This window comes from Cyclobacterium qasimii M12-11B (assembly GCF_000427295.1).
Classification (GTDB): Bacteria; Bacteroidota; Bacteroidia; order Cytophagales; family Cyclobacteriaceae; genus Cyclobacterium; species Cyclobacterium qasimii.
The window spans coordinates 1-19128 of sequence record NZ_ATNM01000110.1 but is presented as its reverse complement, the minus strand read 5'-3'; the positions used below and the strand labels follow the sequence as shown (position 1 = coordinate 19128).

Annotated in this window: 15 protein-coding genes; 14 read left to right on the top strand and 1 reads right to left on the bottom strand. The window is 41.4% G+C overall.

The window, feature by feature from the left end; genetic code table 11:
• The first annotated feature begins 53 nt into the window (after positions 1 to 53).
• Positions 54 to 1175: a family 20 glycosylhydrolase gene (locus ADICYQ_RS12575; protein WP_020888794.1), complete on the top strand. Its 1122-nt coding sequence runs from the start codon at positions 54 to 56 to the stop codon at positions 1173 to 1175.
• A gap of 4 nt (positions 1176 to 1179) precedes the next feature.
• Complete coding sequence (locus ADICYQ_RS12570) at positions 1180 to 2325, top strand: acyltransferase family protein (protein ID WP_020888793.1); 1146 nt, start codon at positions 1180 to 1182, stop codon at positions 2323 to 2325.
• 552 nt (positions 2326 to 2877) lie between these two features.
• Here the strand turns inward: ADICYQ_RS12570 and ADICYQ_RS12565 are convergent.
• Positions 2878 to 3795: a DUF5996 family protein gene (locus ADICYQ_RS12565; protein WP_040416062.1), complete on the bottom strand. Its 918-nt coding sequence runs from the start codon at positions 3793 to 3795 to the stop codon at positions 2878 to 2880.
• Between the two features lie 457 nt (positions 3796 to 4252).
• Here ADICYQ_RS12565 and ADICYQ_RS28590 point away from each other — a divergent pair, with 457 nt between their 5' ends.
• The 12 genes from ADICYQ_RS28590 to ADICYQ_RS12510 all read left to right on the top strand — a co-directional run bounded on the left by ADICYQ_RS28590 (position 4253) and on the right by ADICYQ_RS12510 (position 18851).
• Positions 4253 to 5140, top strand: coding sequence for a sulfatase-like hydrolase/transferase (locus tag ADICYQ_RS28590; RefSeq protein ID WP_020888790.1), 888 nt, complete (start codon positions 4253 to 4255; stop codon positions 5138 to 5140).
• Positions 5029 to 5802 (top strand): sulfatase-like hydrolase/transferase, encoded by a 774-nt coding sequence (locus ADICYQ_RS28585; protein ID WP_235114611.1) that lies wholly within the window; start codon positions 5029 to 5031, stop codon positions 5800 to 5802. Before ADICYQ_RS28590 ends, ADICYQ_RS28585 begins: the two co-directional genes overlap by 112 nt.
• Before the next feature lie 653 nt (positions 5803 to 6455).
• Complete coding sequence (locus tag ADICYQ_RS12555) at positions 6456 to 7475, top strand: Gfo/Idh/MocA family protein (protein ID WP_020888788.1); 1020 nt, start codon at positions 6456 to 6458, stop codon at positions 7473 to 7475.
• A gap of 35 nt (positions 7476 to 7510) precedes the next feature.
• A complete protein-coding gene (locus tag ADICYQ_RS12550; RefSeq protein WP_020888787.1) occupies positions 7511 to 8533 on the top strand; it encodes a Gfo/Idh/MocA family protein in 1023 nt (340 codons plus the stop codon).
• A gap of 3 nt (positions 8534 to 8536) precedes the next feature.
• Positions 8537 to 9322 carry a PIG-L deacetylase family protein gene (locus tag ADICYQ_RS12545; protein ID WP_020888786.1) on the top strand — a complete coding sequence of 262 codons (786 nt, stop codon included), beginning with the start codon at positions 8537 to 8539 and terminating at the stop codon, positions 9320 to 9322.
• A 23-nt stretch (positions 9323 to 9345) separates the two neighbouring features.
• Positions 9346 to 10278 carry a sugar phosphate isomerase family gene (locus ADICYQ_RS12540; RefSeq protein ID WP_020888785.1) on the top strand — a complete coding sequence of 311 codons (933 nt, stop codon included), beginning with the start codon at positions 9346 to 9348 and terminating at the stop codon, positions 10276 to 10278.
• 57 nt (positions 10279 to 10335) lie between these two features.
• Complete coding sequence (locus tag ADICYQ_RS12535) at positions 10336 to 13374, top strand: PVC-type heme-binding CxxCH protein (RefSeq protein WP_020888784.1); 3039 nt, start codon at positions 10336 to 10338, stop codon at positions 13372 to 13374.
• A gap of 58 nt (positions 13375 to 13432) precedes the next feature.
• Positions 13433 to 14356 (top strand): Gfo/Idh/MocA family protein, encoded by a 924-nt coding sequence (locus ADICYQ_RS12530; RefSeq protein WP_051160198.1) that lies wholly within the window; start codon positions 13433 to 13435, stop codon positions 14354 to 14356.
• 37 nt (positions 14357 to 14393) lie between these two features.
• Entirely contained in the window at positions 14394 to 15230 is an 837-nt protein-coding gene (locus ADICYQ_RS12525) for a class I fructose-bisphosphate aldolase (protein ID WP_020888782.1), read from the top strand.
• Positions 15231 to 15233: 3 nt separating this feature from the next.
• Complete coding sequence (locus ADICYQ_RS12520; protein ID WP_020888781.1) at positions 15234 to 16358, top strand: Gfo/Idh/MocA family protein; 1125 nt, start codon at positions 15234 to 15236, stop codon at positions 16356 to 16358.
• 75 nt (positions 16359 to 16433) lie between these two features.
• Positions 16434 to 17459: a carbohydrate kinase family protein gene (locus tag ADICYQ_RS12515; RefSeq protein WP_020888780.1), complete on the top strand. Its 1026-nt coding sequence runs from the start codon at positions 16434 to 16436 to the stop codon at positions 17457 to 17459.
• Between the two features lie 36 nt (positions 17460 to 17495).
• The gene (locus ADICYQ_RS12510; RefSeq protein ID WP_020888779.1) at positions 17496 to 18851 is read left to right on the top strand and encodes a purine-cytosine permease family protein; all 1356 of its coding nucleotides are present in this window, start codon (positions 17496 to 17498) and stop codon (positions 18849 to 18851) included.
• Positions 18852 to 19128: the final 277 nt, after the last annotated feature.

Sequence of the window (19128 nt, the reverse complement as noted above, 5' to 3'; positions counted from 1 at the left end):
TGGAGAAAAAAGGTTTCCGCTTGAAAATTTGATCCTTAGCAAATGGCAAAATCATGAGAATATTCAAGAGAATCGTATTGCTATTAGGCATGTTTTTTTTGTTTCAATCGGCATTTCCTCAGGAAATTGAAAAGGGAGATTTACCGGTAAGGGGATTTGCCATAGCAGCCCCTCAAAAAGCTGATGTCGATCGCTTTGTTACATTTATGGAGAAAGTATTGGCACCTAGAGGTGTCAATGTGTTGATCCTAAGGGTAGATTATAATTATGCCTTTAAAAGCCATCCGGAGCTTAGGAATAAAGTGACATTGTCCGAAGGAGATGTCAAGAAAATGGTGGCCGTAGCCAAGAAGCATGAGATTCAATTGGTGCCACAGATCAACCTTTTAGGACATCAATCCTGGGCTGGGTCACTTGGGAATTTATTAGAGGTTTATCCTGAATTTGACGAGACTCCTCATGTAGCAATACCTGCCGATTACAAATGGCCAAATGAAGAGGGCTTGTATTGTAAAAGCTATTGCCCTTTACATCCTGGAGTGCATGACATAGTCTTTGACTTGGTGGATGAAATAGTGGATGTATTCGAAACAGATGCCTTTCATGCAGGATTGGATGAGGTGTTTTACATTGCAGATGATAAATGCCCCAGATGCAATGGTAGAGATGCAGCCGAGCTATTTGCGGGAGAGGTGAGCAATATTAGAAACCACCTCCATGCCCAAGGAAAAAAGCTTTGGATTTGGGGGGATAGGTTGATAGATGGTAAAACCACAGGCATAGGAATGTGGGAAGCAAGCATGAACAACACCCATAGAGCCATTGACATGATTCCAAAAGATGTGGTGATTTGTGATTGGCATTACGAGAGGCCGGATCAAACGCCGGTAATGTTTGCCATGAAAGGTTTCGATGTGATCAGTTGTGCATGGAAGACTCCTGAGGTGGGTGTCCAGCAAGTCAAGGACATGTTTAGGTGGAGGGAATTCCAAACTGAAGCAATGAAAAATCGGTTTCAAGGAGTGATATTAACCGTTTGGTCCAGTGCTGATGGGTTTATGGACGGACTGGAGAATTACATGGCTTCAAACAATAAATCAAACGAGGAACAATTCCAGCCTTGGGTGACTTTCGTCCAGATGTTTGACACAATAGATAAGGTTTCAACAAAGTAATAATATGACAAATACATTGGAAAACGCTACTTCATCAAAAAGGTATCAATCTTTGGATGTTTTACGAGGCTTGACATTGGCATTGATGGTGATCGTCAATACTCCAGGGGATGGAAGTACTAGTTTTGGCCCTTTAACTCACGCCTCCTGGCATGGTTTAACCCTTACAGATTTGGTTTTTCCCTCCTTTTTGTTTGTGGTAGGTAATGCCATGAGCTTTAGTCTTGGTAAATTTAAATTGAAGGGGAGTAAGGAGTATTTTGGCAAAGTGTTTAAAAGAACAGCCTTGATTTTTCTTATTGGCTTGTTGCTAACCGCCTTCCCTTACTTTAGAATTAACGATAGCGGCTTTGTGCTTTATGATTTCACCAGTATCAGAATCCTTGGCGTATTGCAAAGAATAGCGTTGTGTTATGGACTTGCTGCGACCTTGATCTATTTTCTAAGTCCGAAAAAAATTCTTATTACGAGTGGGGTAGTGTTGATCCTGTATTGGCTAGTCATGCTTTTTCTTGGCATTCCCGGCATGGATCCTTTTTCACTGGAAGGCAATGCGAGTGGCCGACTGGATTTGTGGCTGTTTTCTCCTGACAACCTCTACATGATGGATGGGGTTGCCTTTGATCCAGAAGGCTTGTTAAGCACCTTTCCTGCCATGGTCAATGTATTATTAGGCTATTGGGTAGGTTTGCAGGTTCAGAAAAGAGGAGGGAATATAGAGGCAGTACTTTGGTTGGCCATGTTTGCAATGGTTTTACTTGTTGCAGGTTACCTCTGGGATTATGGCTTTCCAATCAATAAAAAGATCTGGACCAGTTCCTTTACTCTCGTAACGGTAGGTTATTCCACCCTTACCTTAGCCGTACTAATGTTTTTATTAGAAGTGCGGTCAATCAAAGGCTGGGCTTATTTCTTTGAAGTCTTTGGCAAAAACCCCTTGGCATTGTACATAATGTCGGGCGTATTGGTAAGAATATTGGGGATGATAAAAATCGAAGGCCAATCCATCCGTAACCTGGCCTATAAAACCCTATTTGAACCAGTGTTTCCAGAAGGTTGGGCAAGTTTATTGTTCTCCATATCCTTTATGCTGATCATATGGCTGATAGGTTGGTGGATGGATAAAAACCGATGGTATGTGAAGGTTTAAAGGGATTGCTGAGAAGTACTCGTATCTGGTCTAAGTTTAGCGAAGCGTAACTTAGACCTAAAATTCCGAAAGTTTTCAACTTTCGTTAAATAGGGTCAAGGCTGCTATTGTAGCCTAGATTGAAGGAGAACATCTCGTGTAAATGATTGGGCTAAAGCCCTATAAAAAAGTAAATTACCGACATCCCCCAGCTGAAGCTGAGGGCTATTGAAAAAATGGTTTCATTATTTCAATTTCTGAATTCCACCCGAACCCATTGTTTAAAAAATACGACTCAATAGGAATGGGCTTTAGCCCATTTACAGGATAGCATAATAGAACCTGGCTTTAGCCAAAATTTAGAGTTAAGAAGGTTCTTTTAATAATCTACCTTTCCATATAGATAGGGGGTCTAATTGTTGAGGCCTCAGGTTGACTTCGGCTCCGCTCATTCACCCGACTTCGATACCGCTGGCTTCGACAGGCTCAGACACCGGTGGTGAATAATTGAGATAAAAAAGTTTACAGATAAGTGTTCCTACCAAACCACGTAGCTATTTAAATATTCGCTCTTTACTTTTCCAATGCCTTTCGTTCCCAGTTTGAGGTATTGGCTGCTGCCTCGTAGGTGGTTTGTAGAAAATCCATTAGCGTTCTTTCTGGATCTGAAGAGGATTGAACGTCTTCATATTTAAGAAAAAACTCACCCATTTCAGGACTGTAAAATGCCTGTTCCGGTAAAACTTTTTGTTTTGCATAGGCTTCATTTCCAGGATAGGCATAGGCATAATAAACGGCCATGGGCGAATCTGTGGATCCAGGCCAAAATCCCGCACTACTTACCTCATGGGAATAGGCTTCCTGCATGACATCTAACGGCATATTTGGCATTCCTCCCTGGTGCAAAGGTGCAGGTCTTCCAGAAAAGCGGGTTACAGCCAAATCAAAGGCACCCCAGAATAGGTGTACCGGGCTGGATTTACCGATAAACCCACTTCGAAATTTATTGAACACTCCATTTGACTTGAGCATAGCTTTCCAAAGTAGGTTGGCAGCTTCAGGATCGTATGTACTGATGGCAGTATTGCTGGCAAAAGGGATGGCCGGTTCCATTTCGTTTGGACGGCCATGAATTTTTATGTCAATGCCTGAAGCTGCTAATTTTTCAAAAAGTTCTTTGTAAAAGTCGGCTACACTCATTGTTTTTAGCGCAATGTGTTGTGTTGCTGCATTTGAAGATTTGATGTGCAATTGGTGGTGGACAAAATCTAACTCTATTTCAAAAATGCCACCTCCAAAACATATGGCCTGAGTGGAATACCCCACTGGAGAAAGGTATAAAGTCGTGTGCCATGAGTGGTTTTGCCAAGGCATTGTTTTTAAACGGATCTTACCAATTATCTGAATCCATTGGTGGATGGTTTCAATGGTGCCTTGCATTGCTGCAAAATCTAGGACAGGCCATTCGGTTGCTAGGGATTTTGTCTTCATTATTATGGGTTAAAGTGTCATGATAGCGCATAAAAAAATGCGATATTGTTAACTTATATTTTTTCTTTTGGTGGTTCAAAAACTCGCTTGTGTTTAGTTAAGGTATAGACACACAAAGCTTAACTGATGTTAAAATACAAAAAAATCCTTTATTCCTACATGCCTGCAAGTGCTTTATGATGCTGTCCTTCAAATCTAATAATTTTAAGTAAATGACATTAAAGCCCATCAAACTGAAGATTCTGGGGTTAGGGTTTAAATGGAGAATGCAAATCTGTTATTCATTATTATTCCCAGATATTGTTTGAAGAAATATTAAATGGTGAAACATGATTTTGGAAGGGTTATTATGAAATAGTATTAGCAATGTAGAAGATATAATAGGAGCTTTAATTTTAAAACCCATATTTTTATCATTCAGAACATTAATATTTCGACTTATTTAATTCTTAATAATATGGAGAGCTTAATTTTTTCACCAAACAGAAATAAAAGGTTGAATCTTTCCATTTTATATGCTTGTATTTTCTTTCTGTTCATAGGCAACGCCAATCTGAATGCCAAAGTGTTAAAAGAAGAGGTGGGGAATACTCCCATGGATCAAGAACAGATAGCACCTTCAGATAAGCGCCCTAACTTTATAATTATATTCTGTGATAATTTGGGTTATGGCGACATTGAACCCTTTGGCTCGAAAGTGATCCGCACCCCCGCATTAAACCGAATGGCCCAAGAAGGTCGGAAATTCACCCATTTTCTAGTTACAGCAGGCGTTTGTACGCCTTCCAGAGCATCCATTATGACTGGCTGTTATTCTCAGCGAGTAGGCATGCATGTGAACCCTAGAGATGGCCTGGTTTTGCGTCCCATTTCACCTTATGGGTTAAATCCTGAAGAAGTTACAATAGCAGAAGTATTGAAAGGTGTTGGTTACATAACAGGGCTTATTGGAAAATGGCATTTAGGAGACCAGCCAGAATTTTTACCAAACAATCAGGGCTTCGATTATTTTTATGGTATACCTTATAGTGATGACATGACGCAGGAGGTGGGTTTGCGCATTGGTACAAAGTTTAATGGATCCAATTGGCCGCCTTTACCTGTGATGGAAAACACGAAAGTTGTTCGGGCAGGGGTTGATAGAAATTTGTTGACCAAAGATTTCACTGAAAAGGCTTTGGAATTTATTACCCAAAACCAAACGAACCATTTTTCCTTTACCTGCCACATGCCATGCCGGGAAGCACTACTGAGCCTTTTGCAAGTGAGGCTTTCAAGGGTAAAAGTAAAGGTGGACCATGGGGAGACAGTGTGGAGGAATTGGATTGGTCAGTTGGGCAAATAATGGATAAGTTGGAGGAGCTGGGAATAGAAAAGAATACGGTGGTCGTTTTTACATCAGACAATGGTGCCCCTATGACCGATGATCCAACGAGCACAGTTAGGGGGACGAACCTTCCTTTAACAGGTCGAGGTTACACAACGGCCGAGGGAGCCTTTAGAGTGCCTACTATTTTTTGGTGGCCGGGTACTGTTCCTGCTGGGACAGTTAGTGAGGAAATGGCCACTACAATGGATTTTCTCCCAACCTTTGCCCAGCTTTCAGGAGCAAAGGTTCCTCATGATCGGATAATTGATGGAAAAAATATTCTCCCCTTGATTTTGGGAGACAAAGGTGCCGAAACGCCTTATGATGTTTTTTACTATTACTATATGGATCAACTTCAAGCCATAAGGGCAGGGCAATGGAAATTATTTTTACCCCTAAAAGAGTTTGTGGTCCATCCCTATTTTAAACCTGGAGAGGACAACCAGCCACTTTTATTCAATGTCGTCAATGACATTTCCTCCTCCCACAATATGGCCGCAGAAAAGCCGGAAATTGTAAAGAGGCTTTCCGAACTGGCAGAAATTGCAAAAAATGATTTGGGCAATAATGGCCAACCTGGAGTCAATCAACGAAGTCCTGGTAAAATGGCCAATCCAGTTCCAGTTTTGATGAGGTGAATTTTGCATTCCGAGACTATTTTTATTTAACCTTCTGATTTTCTTTAGATTATAGGTGTTCCTTCTGGGGGTTGGGACAGGTACGCCTAATTCTAATTCCTTTTTATGCTTAAAGGGATATATAATGGTCTAATAATTATAAAACTACTTCAATGAATAGTTTATGACTTATTTAATGTCTAATACATTAAAATTTAGCTAATCTATAAGATAGTATCTTAGATCTAGGAAAAAGTATAGGATTCTCGAGAATGGAATAATTAAATTTGGTAATAGAGTAATTTTATCTATAATAGATATTGTATTTTATTCATAAAATAAAATTATAATATAGATGTGAGGATTGAACCGGCGATCTCGGAAATGCTGAAGCTGAGAGAGCGGTCACTATAAAGTAATTGATAAAACAGGAAGCATAACAGAAGACATGGAATTAATTCCAATCCCTTTATCAGAAATTGATATCAATTCGGCATTGGAGCAAAATCCAGGTTATTAATTCTCTGTGTACTGAATACCAGTAACAAACCACTAGCAAGCGGGAGACGGGCATTAGATCTGTTGCCAATAGGATGGAACAGGTTTTATCGTCTCCCAATGGGGTGCTTTTAAAGACAGGAACTGAAAGAAGTAATATATAATCTATAGAGTAAATGGTCGAAAATAAAATAGTACGCAGGAATTTTGTTAAAAAACTGTCCTTTGGGGGAGTTGGGTTAAGTCTTTTGGGGCAGCCCTTATTTTCTATAGCCAAAAACCTTCCAAAGGAAGACCTAAAGGTAGGTCTGGTAGGCTTATCAGTCCATAGTGCGGCATTTTCAAAAATACTAAACGACCCAAATAAAAAGAAAGACCTTTTTGGTTGCAAGATGGTGGCATTGTACCATCCACCTGGAAACCCCGATGTTGATTTTACGCCAGAACAACTTAGCAGTTATCAAAAAGATGTGGAGGAGATGGGGGTTACCATGGTTGAATCCATGGAGCATTTGATTGAGATGGTGGACGTGGTGATGATAGAGACCAATGACGGCAGACCCCATATGAAGGAAGTTCTCCCAGCGCTGAAAGCAGGAAAACCTGTGTTTGTAGACAAGCCTGTTGCTGAGGATTTGCAAGGAGTGGTGGACATCTACAAAGAGGCAGAGAAATACGGAGTGCCGATTTTTTCCTCTTCAGCCTTAAGGTACATGGAAAGTGCTCAAAACATCAATCCTTCAGAAGTAATAAGTGCCCATACTTTTAGCCCTGCTGCTTTGGAAAAGAGCCATACAGACTTGTTTTGGTATGGGATTCATGGCATTGAATACCTATTTACAGTAATGGGGCCAGGCTGTGTGGAAGTGCAGCAAGTGCAACATTCAGAAGCCGAAGACCTGGTTATCGGACATTGGAAGGATGGCAGGGTAGGTGTCTTCAGGGGCATCAGAGAAGGAAAACGTGATTTTGGAGGTACGGTATTCAAGGAAAATGAAATCGTGGACCTCGGATCCTTTAAAGGGTATCGGTCCCTGGTTGTCAAAGTAGTTGAATTTTTCCTTCAAAATAAAGCTCCGGTGTCAGCTGAAGAAACCTTTGAAATCTATGCTTTTATGGAAGCGGCTCAGGAAAGTAAAAACAAAGGGGGGAAAAAAATATCCCTGGACAAAGTATTAAAAAAGGCTTTAAAATAATCAATTACTATTAACTATTTAATAAAGAGATAATTATGAAAAAATTGAATGTTGGAATTATTGGATACGGTTGGGTAGCTACAGCACACATTAATGCGATTAACGCAGGTGAATTTGCTCAGGTTTCGGCTATTTTTTCATCCAGAAAACATGACGATGCCGAATTAAGCAAAACCTGGGGGACAGACATCAAATCTTACACAGACCTTGATGAAATGCTAAAGGACAAAAGCATTGATGCTGTTTCCATATGTAGCTATACTTATCAACATACTGAACATGCATTGGCCGCAGCAAAGGCAGGTAAACATATCATTTTGGAAAAGCCTATGGCTTTGTCATGGGCGGATTGTCAAGAGATAGAAAAAGCTGTAAAAGAGGCAAATGTTAAGTTTTGTATTTGCTTTGAATGCAGGTGGTCCAACCAGTTTATTTCCACAAAAGAAGTAGTAGATCAGGGATTGATCGGAGACATCCATTATGGTGAAATTGATTACCTGCATGGTATCGGCCCTTGGTATGGACAATTTGAGTGGAATGCGAAGAAAACTGGTGGAGGAAGCTCTTTGCTAACAGCGGGATGCCATGCTTTGGATTCACTATTAATGTTTATGGGTTCTGATGTTGAAGAGGTTACCAGTTATGATACCAAGACCAAAAGCGAGATTTTCAAGCCTTATGAATACACGACTACCAGTGTAACCATTCTAAAATTCAAAAGTGGAAAAATAGCCAAGTGTGCAGCAAGTGTGGATTGTTTGCAACCTTACTATTTTCATACCCATTTGTTTGGAAGTGAAGGGTCAATTTTGGACAATAAATTTCATTCCAATAAACTAAAATCTGATAAAACGAGATGGAGTGAATTGTCCATGAAAATGTTGGACTCCGGGGATGTTGCTGACCATCCTTACCAATTGCAGTTTGATTCCTTTTTCCAATCCATAAATAACGGAACAGACATGCCTTTAACTGGATTGAAAGAGGCCATGAAAACACATGAAGTCATTTTTGCTGCTGACAAATCTGCTGCAACAGGGAAAAGTGTAAAGCTATAATTGATGGATAAAATAGCTATGGCAATTGCAGCGCATCCTGATGATATTGAGTTTTTGATGGCTGGGACATTGGTATTGTTAAAAAATGCTGGATATGAAATTCATTATATGAATTTATCTTCAGGAGACTGTGGAAGTACTGAAATGGATGCTGACACTACCGCCAAGATAAGATTGCTTGAGGCGCAAAATTCCGCCAATATTCTGGGTGCGGAATTTCACCCTCCTATTTGTGATGATTTTGAAATTTTCTATGAGGCTAAAGCACTGAAGGCTTTGGCAGGAATTATTCGAAAAGTAAAGCCAAGTGTCATTCTCACGCATTCACCTTCCGATTATATGGAGGACCACATGAATGCTTGCCGTTTGGCAGTAACAGCAGCCTTTGTGAGGGGAGTGCCTAATTTTAAGGCAGCCTTTCCAGCAGTTTCCAATTACAATTGTGCAATATATCACGCACTCCCGCATGGTCTTCTTGATCCCCTGGGGCAAAAAGTATGGCCAGGGGTATTTATCGATACAGCATCCGTCCAACCCCTAAAAAGAGAGGCTTTAAATGCCCATAAAAGTCAGAAAAACTGGTTGGAAGACAGCCAGAAAATGGACTCCTACATTGCTGCCATGGAGGATTTCTCGATAAAGGTTGGGGCAATGTCCGAATGCTTTGAACATGCAGAAGGGTGGAGAAAAAGAGTTCACTTTGGATTTTCAGAGTCTGAATTTGATCCACTTAAAGGGTTAGGAGAAGTGTATTCCTTATGCAAAGAAAGCATTGGAGCTAAAGATTAAAAGTTAAAATAACGAATAAAGATATGAGAAAGATAAGTTCAATAGCTCCTGATTGGTGGGATTATACCACCTTGGATTTAGGTAGCAAGATTACCGACCAAATAGCCAGCATGACTCCGGCAGATATGATAAAGTTATCCAGGCCTGGTTTTAAAGTAGTCTTTTATGATACCATTGAAGAATTTTACCTTGCCGAAGCATTGGAATACATTACTACCTGGAAAAAGGCAACAGCAGATAATCCGGTAGGGATTTGTGGTCCTATTGGTCCAACAGAACAATTGCCACTAGTGGCCAGATTGGTCAATGAATTGCAAATCTCTCTCAAGCATGCTCATTTTTGGTCCATGGACGAATGGGTGGTCGATGGCAAGGAGGTTTCTGCCAATCATTCCTTATCCTTTAAAAAGGCATTTAATGACCTTTGTTACAGCAGGATTGACAAGAAATTGGCCATGCCAGAGGAGAACATACATTTCCCGCAGGCCGATACTGCCAAGTTTATAGAAAGCTGGAAACACGCCAGATGTTTAATCATGCAAGGAGGGCAGGGCGATGTCAAGCATTGGGCCTTTAATGAGCCACCAAAACGAGAAGGAGCCTATAAAGACAATCCACAGACGGTGGAGGAATACAAAAAACTTCCTACCAGGGTTTTGGATTTGCACCCTATCACCATTCAACAAAACTCCAGGTTGCACTGTGGTGGAAATGTTCCTTTGATACCAACGCAAGCTGTGACAGTAGGGCCTAAAGAAACCTGGGAAACGGATCAGGTTTCTATATGGCATGCCGGCGCCCACGACAATCCCTTTGGTCAGAGGCTGACCACCTACATGATATCCAATAATATTCCAGATACTTCTGTGCCTATGTCGGTTTTGGCAGATCATCCCAATGTACAGTTTAACTTCTATGCACCAGGCTTAGGTACCTGCTCTGTAGAAATGCATTAAGAAGGCTTAAACCCGAAATAGGTAGGAAAATTAACATTTATCTAAATTAAATTCTAAATGAGATTATTGACAAATTCGAAAAACCCCATAAGGGTGGCCCGATCCTTTATCCTTCTGGTCAGCCTGATTTATTTAGGGGCCTGTTCCAGCGAGTCTGATTATTCTTTCAGTGAAGGGGATAGAATTGCCATTGTTGGGAATTCATTGGCTGAGCGATTCCAACATGACGGATGGATGGAAACGTACCTCCAAGCTGCTAGCCCAGGCAAAAAACTGGTTTTCAGAAATCTGGGTTATTCAGGGGATCAGGTGCATTATAGGCCGAGAGCCCATGAAGGTTTTGGGGACAGCGATAGCCATTTGTCAAAGGTTAAAGCCAATGTAATTTTCTCATTTTTCGGGTACAATGAATCTTTTGACAACCAACCAGAGACGTTTAAAAAACAACTTTCCCTTTGGATCGATCATTTGCGTACGCAGAAATATGATTCTGTGAATGTACCCAAAGTGGTGTTGTTTTCTCCTATTGCGCATGAAAATTTAGGTTCACCTAACCTTCCTGATGGCTCCGAAAATAATCCCCGCTTGCAGGCTTATACCCAGGCAATGGCAGAAGTCGCCCAAGAGAAAGGGGTTGTCTTCGTTGATCTGTTTAATGCAACGCAGCAAATGTACCAATCCATTGAAGAACCTTTGACCATAAATGGCATTCATTTAAATGAAAAAGGCAATCAGGAAGTGGGCAAATACATTGCTGAAACCCTCATGGGAGGTAGTGTAAGTAATGACCAGGTGGCTTTAGATGCTATAAGATCCACCGTTAAGGATAAAAATCTCTATTGGTTTCACAAGTACCGAGCCATTAGTGGCAATGATGTGTGGGGAACGCGATCCATTCAAGATGGCAATTATAAAACCCTTCAGAGGGAATTAGAGATGCTGGATGTAATGACAGCCAATAGGGATAAGAAAATCTGGGCCAGAGCGAATGGGGATGATATCGAAATTGATGACAGCAATATGCCTGACCCACTAATGGTAGGGACCCATATTGTTAGAGATTTAACCTATATAGATCCGGAGGAAGCCATTGATAGAATGACGGTGCCTGATGACCTGGAAATTAATCTGTTTGCTGCAGAGGATGAGTTTCCGGAAATCATTAACCCTGTTGCTTTGCAGGTGGATACAAAGGGAAACATCTGGGTAGCTTCCTGGTCTACTTATCCAAAATGGGAGCCAGGAAGAGAGATGAGTGACAGATTGGCCTATCTAAGTGATGAGGATGGTGATGGCAAAGCAGATAAAGTGACCACTTTTGCCTATGTGCCACATCCTACAGGTTTTGAGTTCTGGAATGGAGGGGTGATCGTAATATCAGCCCCTGATGTGTGGTTTCTTAAAGATACAGATGGGGATGGTGTAGCCGATTTTAAAGAACGCCTTTTTGGAGGCTTGGGATCGGATGATTCCCATCATACGGCAAACAACCTTATCTACTCTCCTGATGGCAATATCTATTACCAAAGAGGGATTTTCATTCTTGAAAATATAGAAACGCCTTACCGAAAAAGTGAAGAATCAGGATCACCGGGCCTTTATCGTTTCAATCCAAGGACATCTGATTTCTCATTTATGGTGGAAAATACGCCCAATGCGCATGGTATCAGTATCGATAGATGGGGCAATCCGCTAATAACAGATGGTACGACAGGGAAAGCTTTCCAGGTTTATTATAAAAGAACGGTTACTTCCACGACAGACACCAATGAATTTGACAAAAGGCCATTGTTCAAACAAACCATTCGACCTATTACCTCCAATCAAATTTTATCAAGCCAGCATTTTCCTGATAAATACGAAAACAATTTTCTGATTTATAATGTGATAGGATTTCAAGGGATAAAAAGGTACCAGTTGGAGTACAAAGAACATGGAGTAGTAGAGGGTGTGGAAGCAGGGGATTTGGTTTTTACTGGAAATGATCCAACATTCCGTCCTTCTTCTGAAGCCCAGCCTAGGGTTGTTCCTGAAGGGTACACAGGTGATCCAAACTTTCGTCCTTCAGACGGGGTAATAGGAAAAGACGGTGCCTTGTATTTTGGAGATTGGCACAATGCCATCATTACCCATTCGCCTTATAACTTAAGGGACATAAACCGAGATCAGGCGCATGGAAGGATTTACAGAATGTCTGCAAAAAACAGACCACTTCAGGAGCCAGTGGCCATTTACGGAGAACCGGTAGAAAAGCTATTGGAATTGTTTAGAAGTCCAGTGGATGGAATTAGGCATTCCGTCAGGGTCGAATTGAGTGGAAGAGAAACCAAGGAAGTGATAGAAAAAGCGCAGAACTATGCGAAAACACTAGATCCGCAAAGCAAGGAAGATGCCCTTCCTATGTTAGAGATTTTATGGCTTCACCAGCAGCACAATGTCAAAAACAATGATTTGCTCAAAACGGTATTGAGATCTCCAGAGGAAAAAGCCAGAATAGCGGCGCAGAAAGTTGCCTGGTTTTGGAGCGATAGGGATTCGCATAGACGTGGGGGAACTACAAATGACATTTCAGGAATGCAGTTTAGGACATTCTACGAGAAATTCTGGGTAGATGCCGATTCTTCTAAAGTGGAGACGAAACATGAAGACATGAAAGGCCATGCCAATATGGCCCCTGCCAAGAAGGCAAATGAAAGCGGTAAACGAAAACTAGAACTTCAGAAAGAACCCATTGCCAAGTTGACCATTGTTGCTGAGTTGCTTGCCTTCGATGTTTCAGAATTTTCTGTTAATGCTGGTCAGCAAATAGAATTGACTGTGGATAATAAAGACCTTATGGAACACAATATTGTGATTGTGGAACCAGGCGCAGCGGATGAAATAGCCTCATTGGCCATCGCCTTGGGGGACGATGGTCCTGCCAAGCATTACCTTCCAGAAAGTCCTAAAATAATAGCCGCTTCTAAATTGCTAGATGGAAAAACTACCGAAACATTGACCTTCAAAGCGCCAACCAAACCGGGTGATTACCAATTTGTATGCACTTTCCCTGGGCATGGGCCAGTGATGAGAGGCATCATGCGGGTGTTGCCTTAATATTGGTGGGACTATTTCATCCTAGTACATTCATTCTAAAGCAGGAGAAGAAAAAACAATGGTTAAGCCGAAAATTAGCATAGGTATTATTGGCCTATCTGTACACAGTGCAGACTTTACTGAGATTCTGAACACAGTGGTTCCTAATGTCGATGGATACCATAGTAAAGTGGTGGCGATTTACCATCCTAAGGGAAATCCCGATGTGGAATTCTCTGAAGAACGGTTGCAAAACTTTTCTGAGAGGATTGGTAAGCATGGAGTGTCCACCGTTAATTCAATTGAGGAAGTCATTGAAAAGTCAGATGCTGTAATGCTATTGACCAACGACGGGAGACCGCATTTAGAGCAGGTCTTGCCCGTGTTAAAAGCAGGGAAACCGGTTTATATCGACAAACCATTGGCCGAGAATTTGGAAAATGTGATGAAGATTTTTCACGAAGCCAATCATTACGGCGTCAAAGTATTTAGCTCTTCGGCTCTTCGTTATGGAAGCCAAAACACTTCGATTAGAGCAGGGGAATATGTGGGGGAATTATTGGGAGCTCAGACTTACGGTCCTGCACCCCTTCAAAAAGCCCATGTCGATTTGTTCTGGGATGGCATTCATGGGATAGAATCTCTCTTTAGTGTGATGGGGACAGGTTGTCAAACGGTCTCAAGGACTTCAACCAATGGAACTGACCTGGTTGTTGGCAAATGGCCTGGCGATAAGTTGGGTTATTTCAGAGGGATCAGAGAGGGGAAAGTTGGTTTCGGAGGGACCGTTTTTGGTACAGACGGAATTAATTCAATAGGGAAATTTGAAGGTTATCAAAGGTTGGTTAGGGCCATAGATGAGTTTTTCCTGACAGGTAAACTACCAGTAGAACCCGAAGAAACCATTGAAATTTATGCTTTCATGGAAGCAGCCGATGAAAGCAAAAGGCAGGGTGGAAAGCCGATAAAAATTAGCGATACAATTAACAGGATTAAAATTTAATTCAATCAACGAAATAACCTTAGTAAATAAAAATACCATGAAATTAAGTAGAATCAACAGGCTTTTTAACGAGAAATCTGGAAAATGTTTTGATGTGGCCATTGACCATGGCTTTTTCAGTGAATATACATTTTTGAGTGGAATTGAGAATATTTCAGCATCGGTCAAAGTTTTGATAGATGCTGATCCAGACGCTATCCAGTTGACAGTAGGGCAGGCCCGACATTTACAGTCTGTTCCTGGTAAGCGAAAGCCTGCACTCGTTCTAAGAACGGATGTTGCCAACGTTTATGGCTTAGAATTACAAAAAGTATTGTACAGTAGAATGATAGAAGATCCGGTTTTACAGGCGGTAAGATTGGATGCTGCCTGCGTGGTAGTCAACCTTTTTAATATACCTGGAGCGCCAGAAGTTACAGATCATTGTATCCAGAATATACTTAAGCTAAAACCTTTGTGTGATTATTATGGCATGCCTTTGATGATAGAGCCATTGGTTTTTCAGCCCAATAACAAAGCGGGTGGCTATATGGTAGATGGCAATATAAAACTGATTACGCCAATGGTAAGACAGGCTGCTGAGTTGGGTGCGGACCTAATAAAAGCTGATCCAACAGATGATGTGGAGGAATACCATAAAGTAATAGAAGTGGCTGGCGATATTCCTGTACTGGTAAGAGGTGGAGGCCGTGCCAGTGACGAGGAGATATTGGATAGAACTTATCGACTGATGAAGCAAGGAGCGAAAGGCATTGTCTACGGTAGAAATGTGGTACAACATGCCAATCCTGGTGGAATGACCAGAGCCCTAATGGCAATTGTTCACAATGATGCCACGCCGGATGAGGTGAGAGGCTTATTAAAGTCGAACTAGGAAATGAAAACCATTAACGTTGGGATAATAGGAGGAGGCTTGATGGGCAAGGAAGTGGCGAGTGCGCTTGGAAGATGGTTTGTCCTCAATGATTATCCTTTAAAAGTTGTATTAACAGCTGTTTGCGATATCAATGAGGAGGCCTTGAAATGGTACGAGCAGATTCCTACCATTGATTTGCTGACCACTGATTATAAAGCTTTATTGGATGCGCCAAATGTGGATGTTGTCTACGTGGCCCTCCCTCATCACCTGCACGAGGAGTATTACCTGAAAGTATTGGAGGCAGGAAAGGATTTGTTTGCAGAGAAGCCATTTGGGATAAACCTGGAAGCAGCCGAAATCATTAAAAATAAAATTGATGAATCAGGTAGTTTCGTAAGGTGCAGTTCTGAAATGCCATTTTTCCCTGGCGGCCAGCGGGTGATCAAAGAAATTTTATCTGGAAGACTCGGTAAAATCATTGAGGTGAAAGCTGGATTTTGTCATTCTAGTGACATGGATCCGCTAAAGCCGATCAACTGGAAAAGGCAATCCAGGTTTTGTGGAGATATAGGGGTAATGGGTGATTTAGGGATGCATGTGATGCATATTCCATTGAGAATGGGTTGGAAGCCAAGTAGGGTTTATGCACAACTTCAGAAGATTGTCACAAAAAGGCCGGATGGAAAAGGCGGATGGAGTGAGTGTGACACCTGGAACAATGCGCATCTTTCTTCAACCATTTCCATTGAAGGAGAAGACGTACCGATGATATTGGAAATGAAGCGCCTGGCTCCTGGAGAGACAAATTCCTGGTACATAGAAGTGCTGGGGACAGAAGGTGGGGTAAGGTACAGTACCAAAGATACCAAGGTGTTTTGGAAATTCAGTCGAGAAAAAGAGCAGGTCTGGAAAAGGCTTGACCTGGGCTTTCAGGTTCCATTTACCACCATTACAGGGGGGATATTTGAACCAGGATTCCCTGATTGTTTCATGCAGATGCTGGCAGCCTACTTTGCGGAGAGGGAGGGGTTTCTTGATGGCAGGCTGGGATGTGTAACTCCCGAAGAGGCAGTGATGAGCCATCAGGTATTTGCTGCAGCCTTAGCGTCTCACGAAACAAAATCAGCTGTTGTTATACCTTAAAAGTTGTTAGATGGTAAATGTATTGAATTATTATTCTATAAAATCACCTATTTATGGGATTTACTGTATGAAATAATGGTAAAAAACAGTAGAATAGGTATATTGGCTGGGGGTAATTGGATTTTGGATTTCATCAAAATGATTGATGTGTATCCAAATGAAAATGCGCTGGCCAATATTATCAGTCAAAATTCTGGAAATGGAGGGGCTCCTTTCAATGTGTTAAAGGCCATTCGTAAAATGGACTTTTCCATTCCACTTGAAGGGGTAGGTGTTTTGGGTGACGATGAATTTGGTGACGATATTTTGGATCAGTGTGAAAGACTGGGATTAGAGACCCGACAAATGAAGCGATTGAAAGGGGTTGAAACTTCATTTACTGATGTGATGACTGTTTGTTCTACGGGTAAACGAACGTTTTTTCACCACCGTGGGGCCAATGCATTATTGGAAGAGGATGATTTTGATTTTGAGGTTTCGAAAGCGAAATTTTTCCATCTAGGCTATTTGCTTTTATTGGATAATTTGGACAGGATTCATGAGGATGGGCTTTCTGGGGCTGCGAAAGTTTTGAGAAGGGCAAAAGAGGCTGGGATGATTACTTCAGCTGATATTGTAAGTGAACAATCAGATAGGTATACGGAGGTGATCCCTTCGTCTCTTCCTTTTATTGATTTTCTTTTCATCAATGAGCTGGAAGCGCACAACCTTACTGAAATTCAGTTATTAGATGCTGACAATGTCTTTCTGATTTCAAATGGCTTCAAAGCCGCAAAAAAAATCCTAGATATGGGAGTGCTTAGTTGGGTGGTAATACACTTTCCCAATGGGGCCCTGGCATTGAATAAAGAGGGGCATCAAATTCTTCAACCATGTATAAAAATGCCAAAAAAGTTGGTGAAGGGGACAGTTGGTGCCGGAGATGCATTTGCCGCCGGCGTTTTGGCTGGTATGCATGAAGGTTGGGAAATGGAAGCTTCGCTCCAGTTAGGTGTAAATGTGGCGGCGTCAAGCCTTATGGACAATACCGCCTCAGAGGCCATTTTGCCTTGGATGGAATGTCTTCAGTTGGGGAATAAATTTGGTTACAGAAAATTATGATTTTGTTTATATGTTAATGTAAAAATTAAAACCTCCATGAAAGAAACAACTATTGAAAATGAATTAGAAAGAGGAGACGAAGTAAGGTCTCGATTACCTGCCTCCAAACGCCTGGGCTTTTGGAGTAATACCTTTATCCTCTGGGGTCTAGTTCTTACTGTTACCAGTTTGCTGGTTGGAGGACTTGTGGGGTCTCAACTGGCATTCAAAGATGCGGTCATTGTCATTGCAATGGCAGGTGTTTTTAACAGTTTAGTAGCCATCTTAATTGGAATAATTGGGGCAAGAACTGGATATACCAGTGCGATGATTTTTAGGTATTCTTATGGCGTCAAAGGGGTTTTGCTCCCCAATTTTATAATCGCCATTACCACTGTCATTTGGTTTGCCGTGATCTTAAATCTTACCAGAGATTCCTTTGTGGGGATAATTGGAGTGAGCCTTGATTCTCCGGTGCTCTTTTATGGAATTACGCTCCTAATGGCTATTTTATTCTTGATTCCTGCTTACAAAACCATGAAATGGATCGCCTATGTGAATTATTTGGCCGTTCCTGCCATCGTATTTATTTTGATAGTTACTGTTTGGGGAGCATTGGATGCGGGTGGTGGATTAATGGCTATCATTGATAAATCTCCTGTCGCCTCGGCTTCTTCTTTCGTCGTTTTCACGGCCGCTGCAGGTGGCTGGTTGCATGCAAATACCGTAATCTCTGATTTCACAAGGTTTTATAAAACTGGGAAACAGGCAGCAATAGGTTTGTTTTTAACCTATGGTGTGATGATGGTCTTTCAATATATCGGTGCTACGCTAGGGGCGCTTGCTACTGGAGAATGGAATATTTTCTTAATAATGGACCAATTCGGTCTTTTGGAAATTTCTTTCCTTGCCATATTTCTGGGTTCCTGGTCTACTGCAATGGCAGCGATTTACTTTGGTGCCAATATGATGTCAACCCCTCCAATGCCAAAGTATAAAACCGAGGAGAAAAACAGAAAGCTTGTGTTGCTTATTTCTTGGGGAATTGCCTTGTTTTTTGCTTGGTATGGACCCGATCAAATATTTAACTTCTTCCTTCAGTTCTTGTCCTGGGTGATTGGTCCCATTGCCATGACGGTGATTATAGATTATTGGCTTTTTCCCGAAAAAAGAGGCCTCTATGAAAATGCCGATGGCCAGCCGGATATGGTAATTAATCCTGCAGCCTTTCTAGCCTGGATTGTAGGGTTTTTAATCGGTTACTTTAGTCAGGAATTTTTCATCTCCTTGATAAATGGAATGATAACGACTGGAGTAATTTATTACGCGTGGATGCGCTTTGCGCTTAATCAGGGACTTACCCCAGAAACCCAATTGAAAAAATGGTTTTCTTCAAATAAAGTAGAGAAATAATAGGGTTGAGTCTTCTAGGTAGCTAGGTTCAATTTAGCAGCACTTTGCCAAAAGTATAATAGCATGATAAATGGTCTTGTAATTAGAATTACAGGACCATTTTTTTTCAGATTCTTAGTTCTCGCAAAGGCGCTAAGACGCAAAGGTCCTAGGCTACCACTTTTAGGATATCTTCCCCTTTGATTAACATTTTTATTTTCACCTTCCTTAGGACGAAACATTTCTTTGCGACTCCGCGGCTCTGCGTGCAATATTTATAAGTTATTTTCAGGTATTG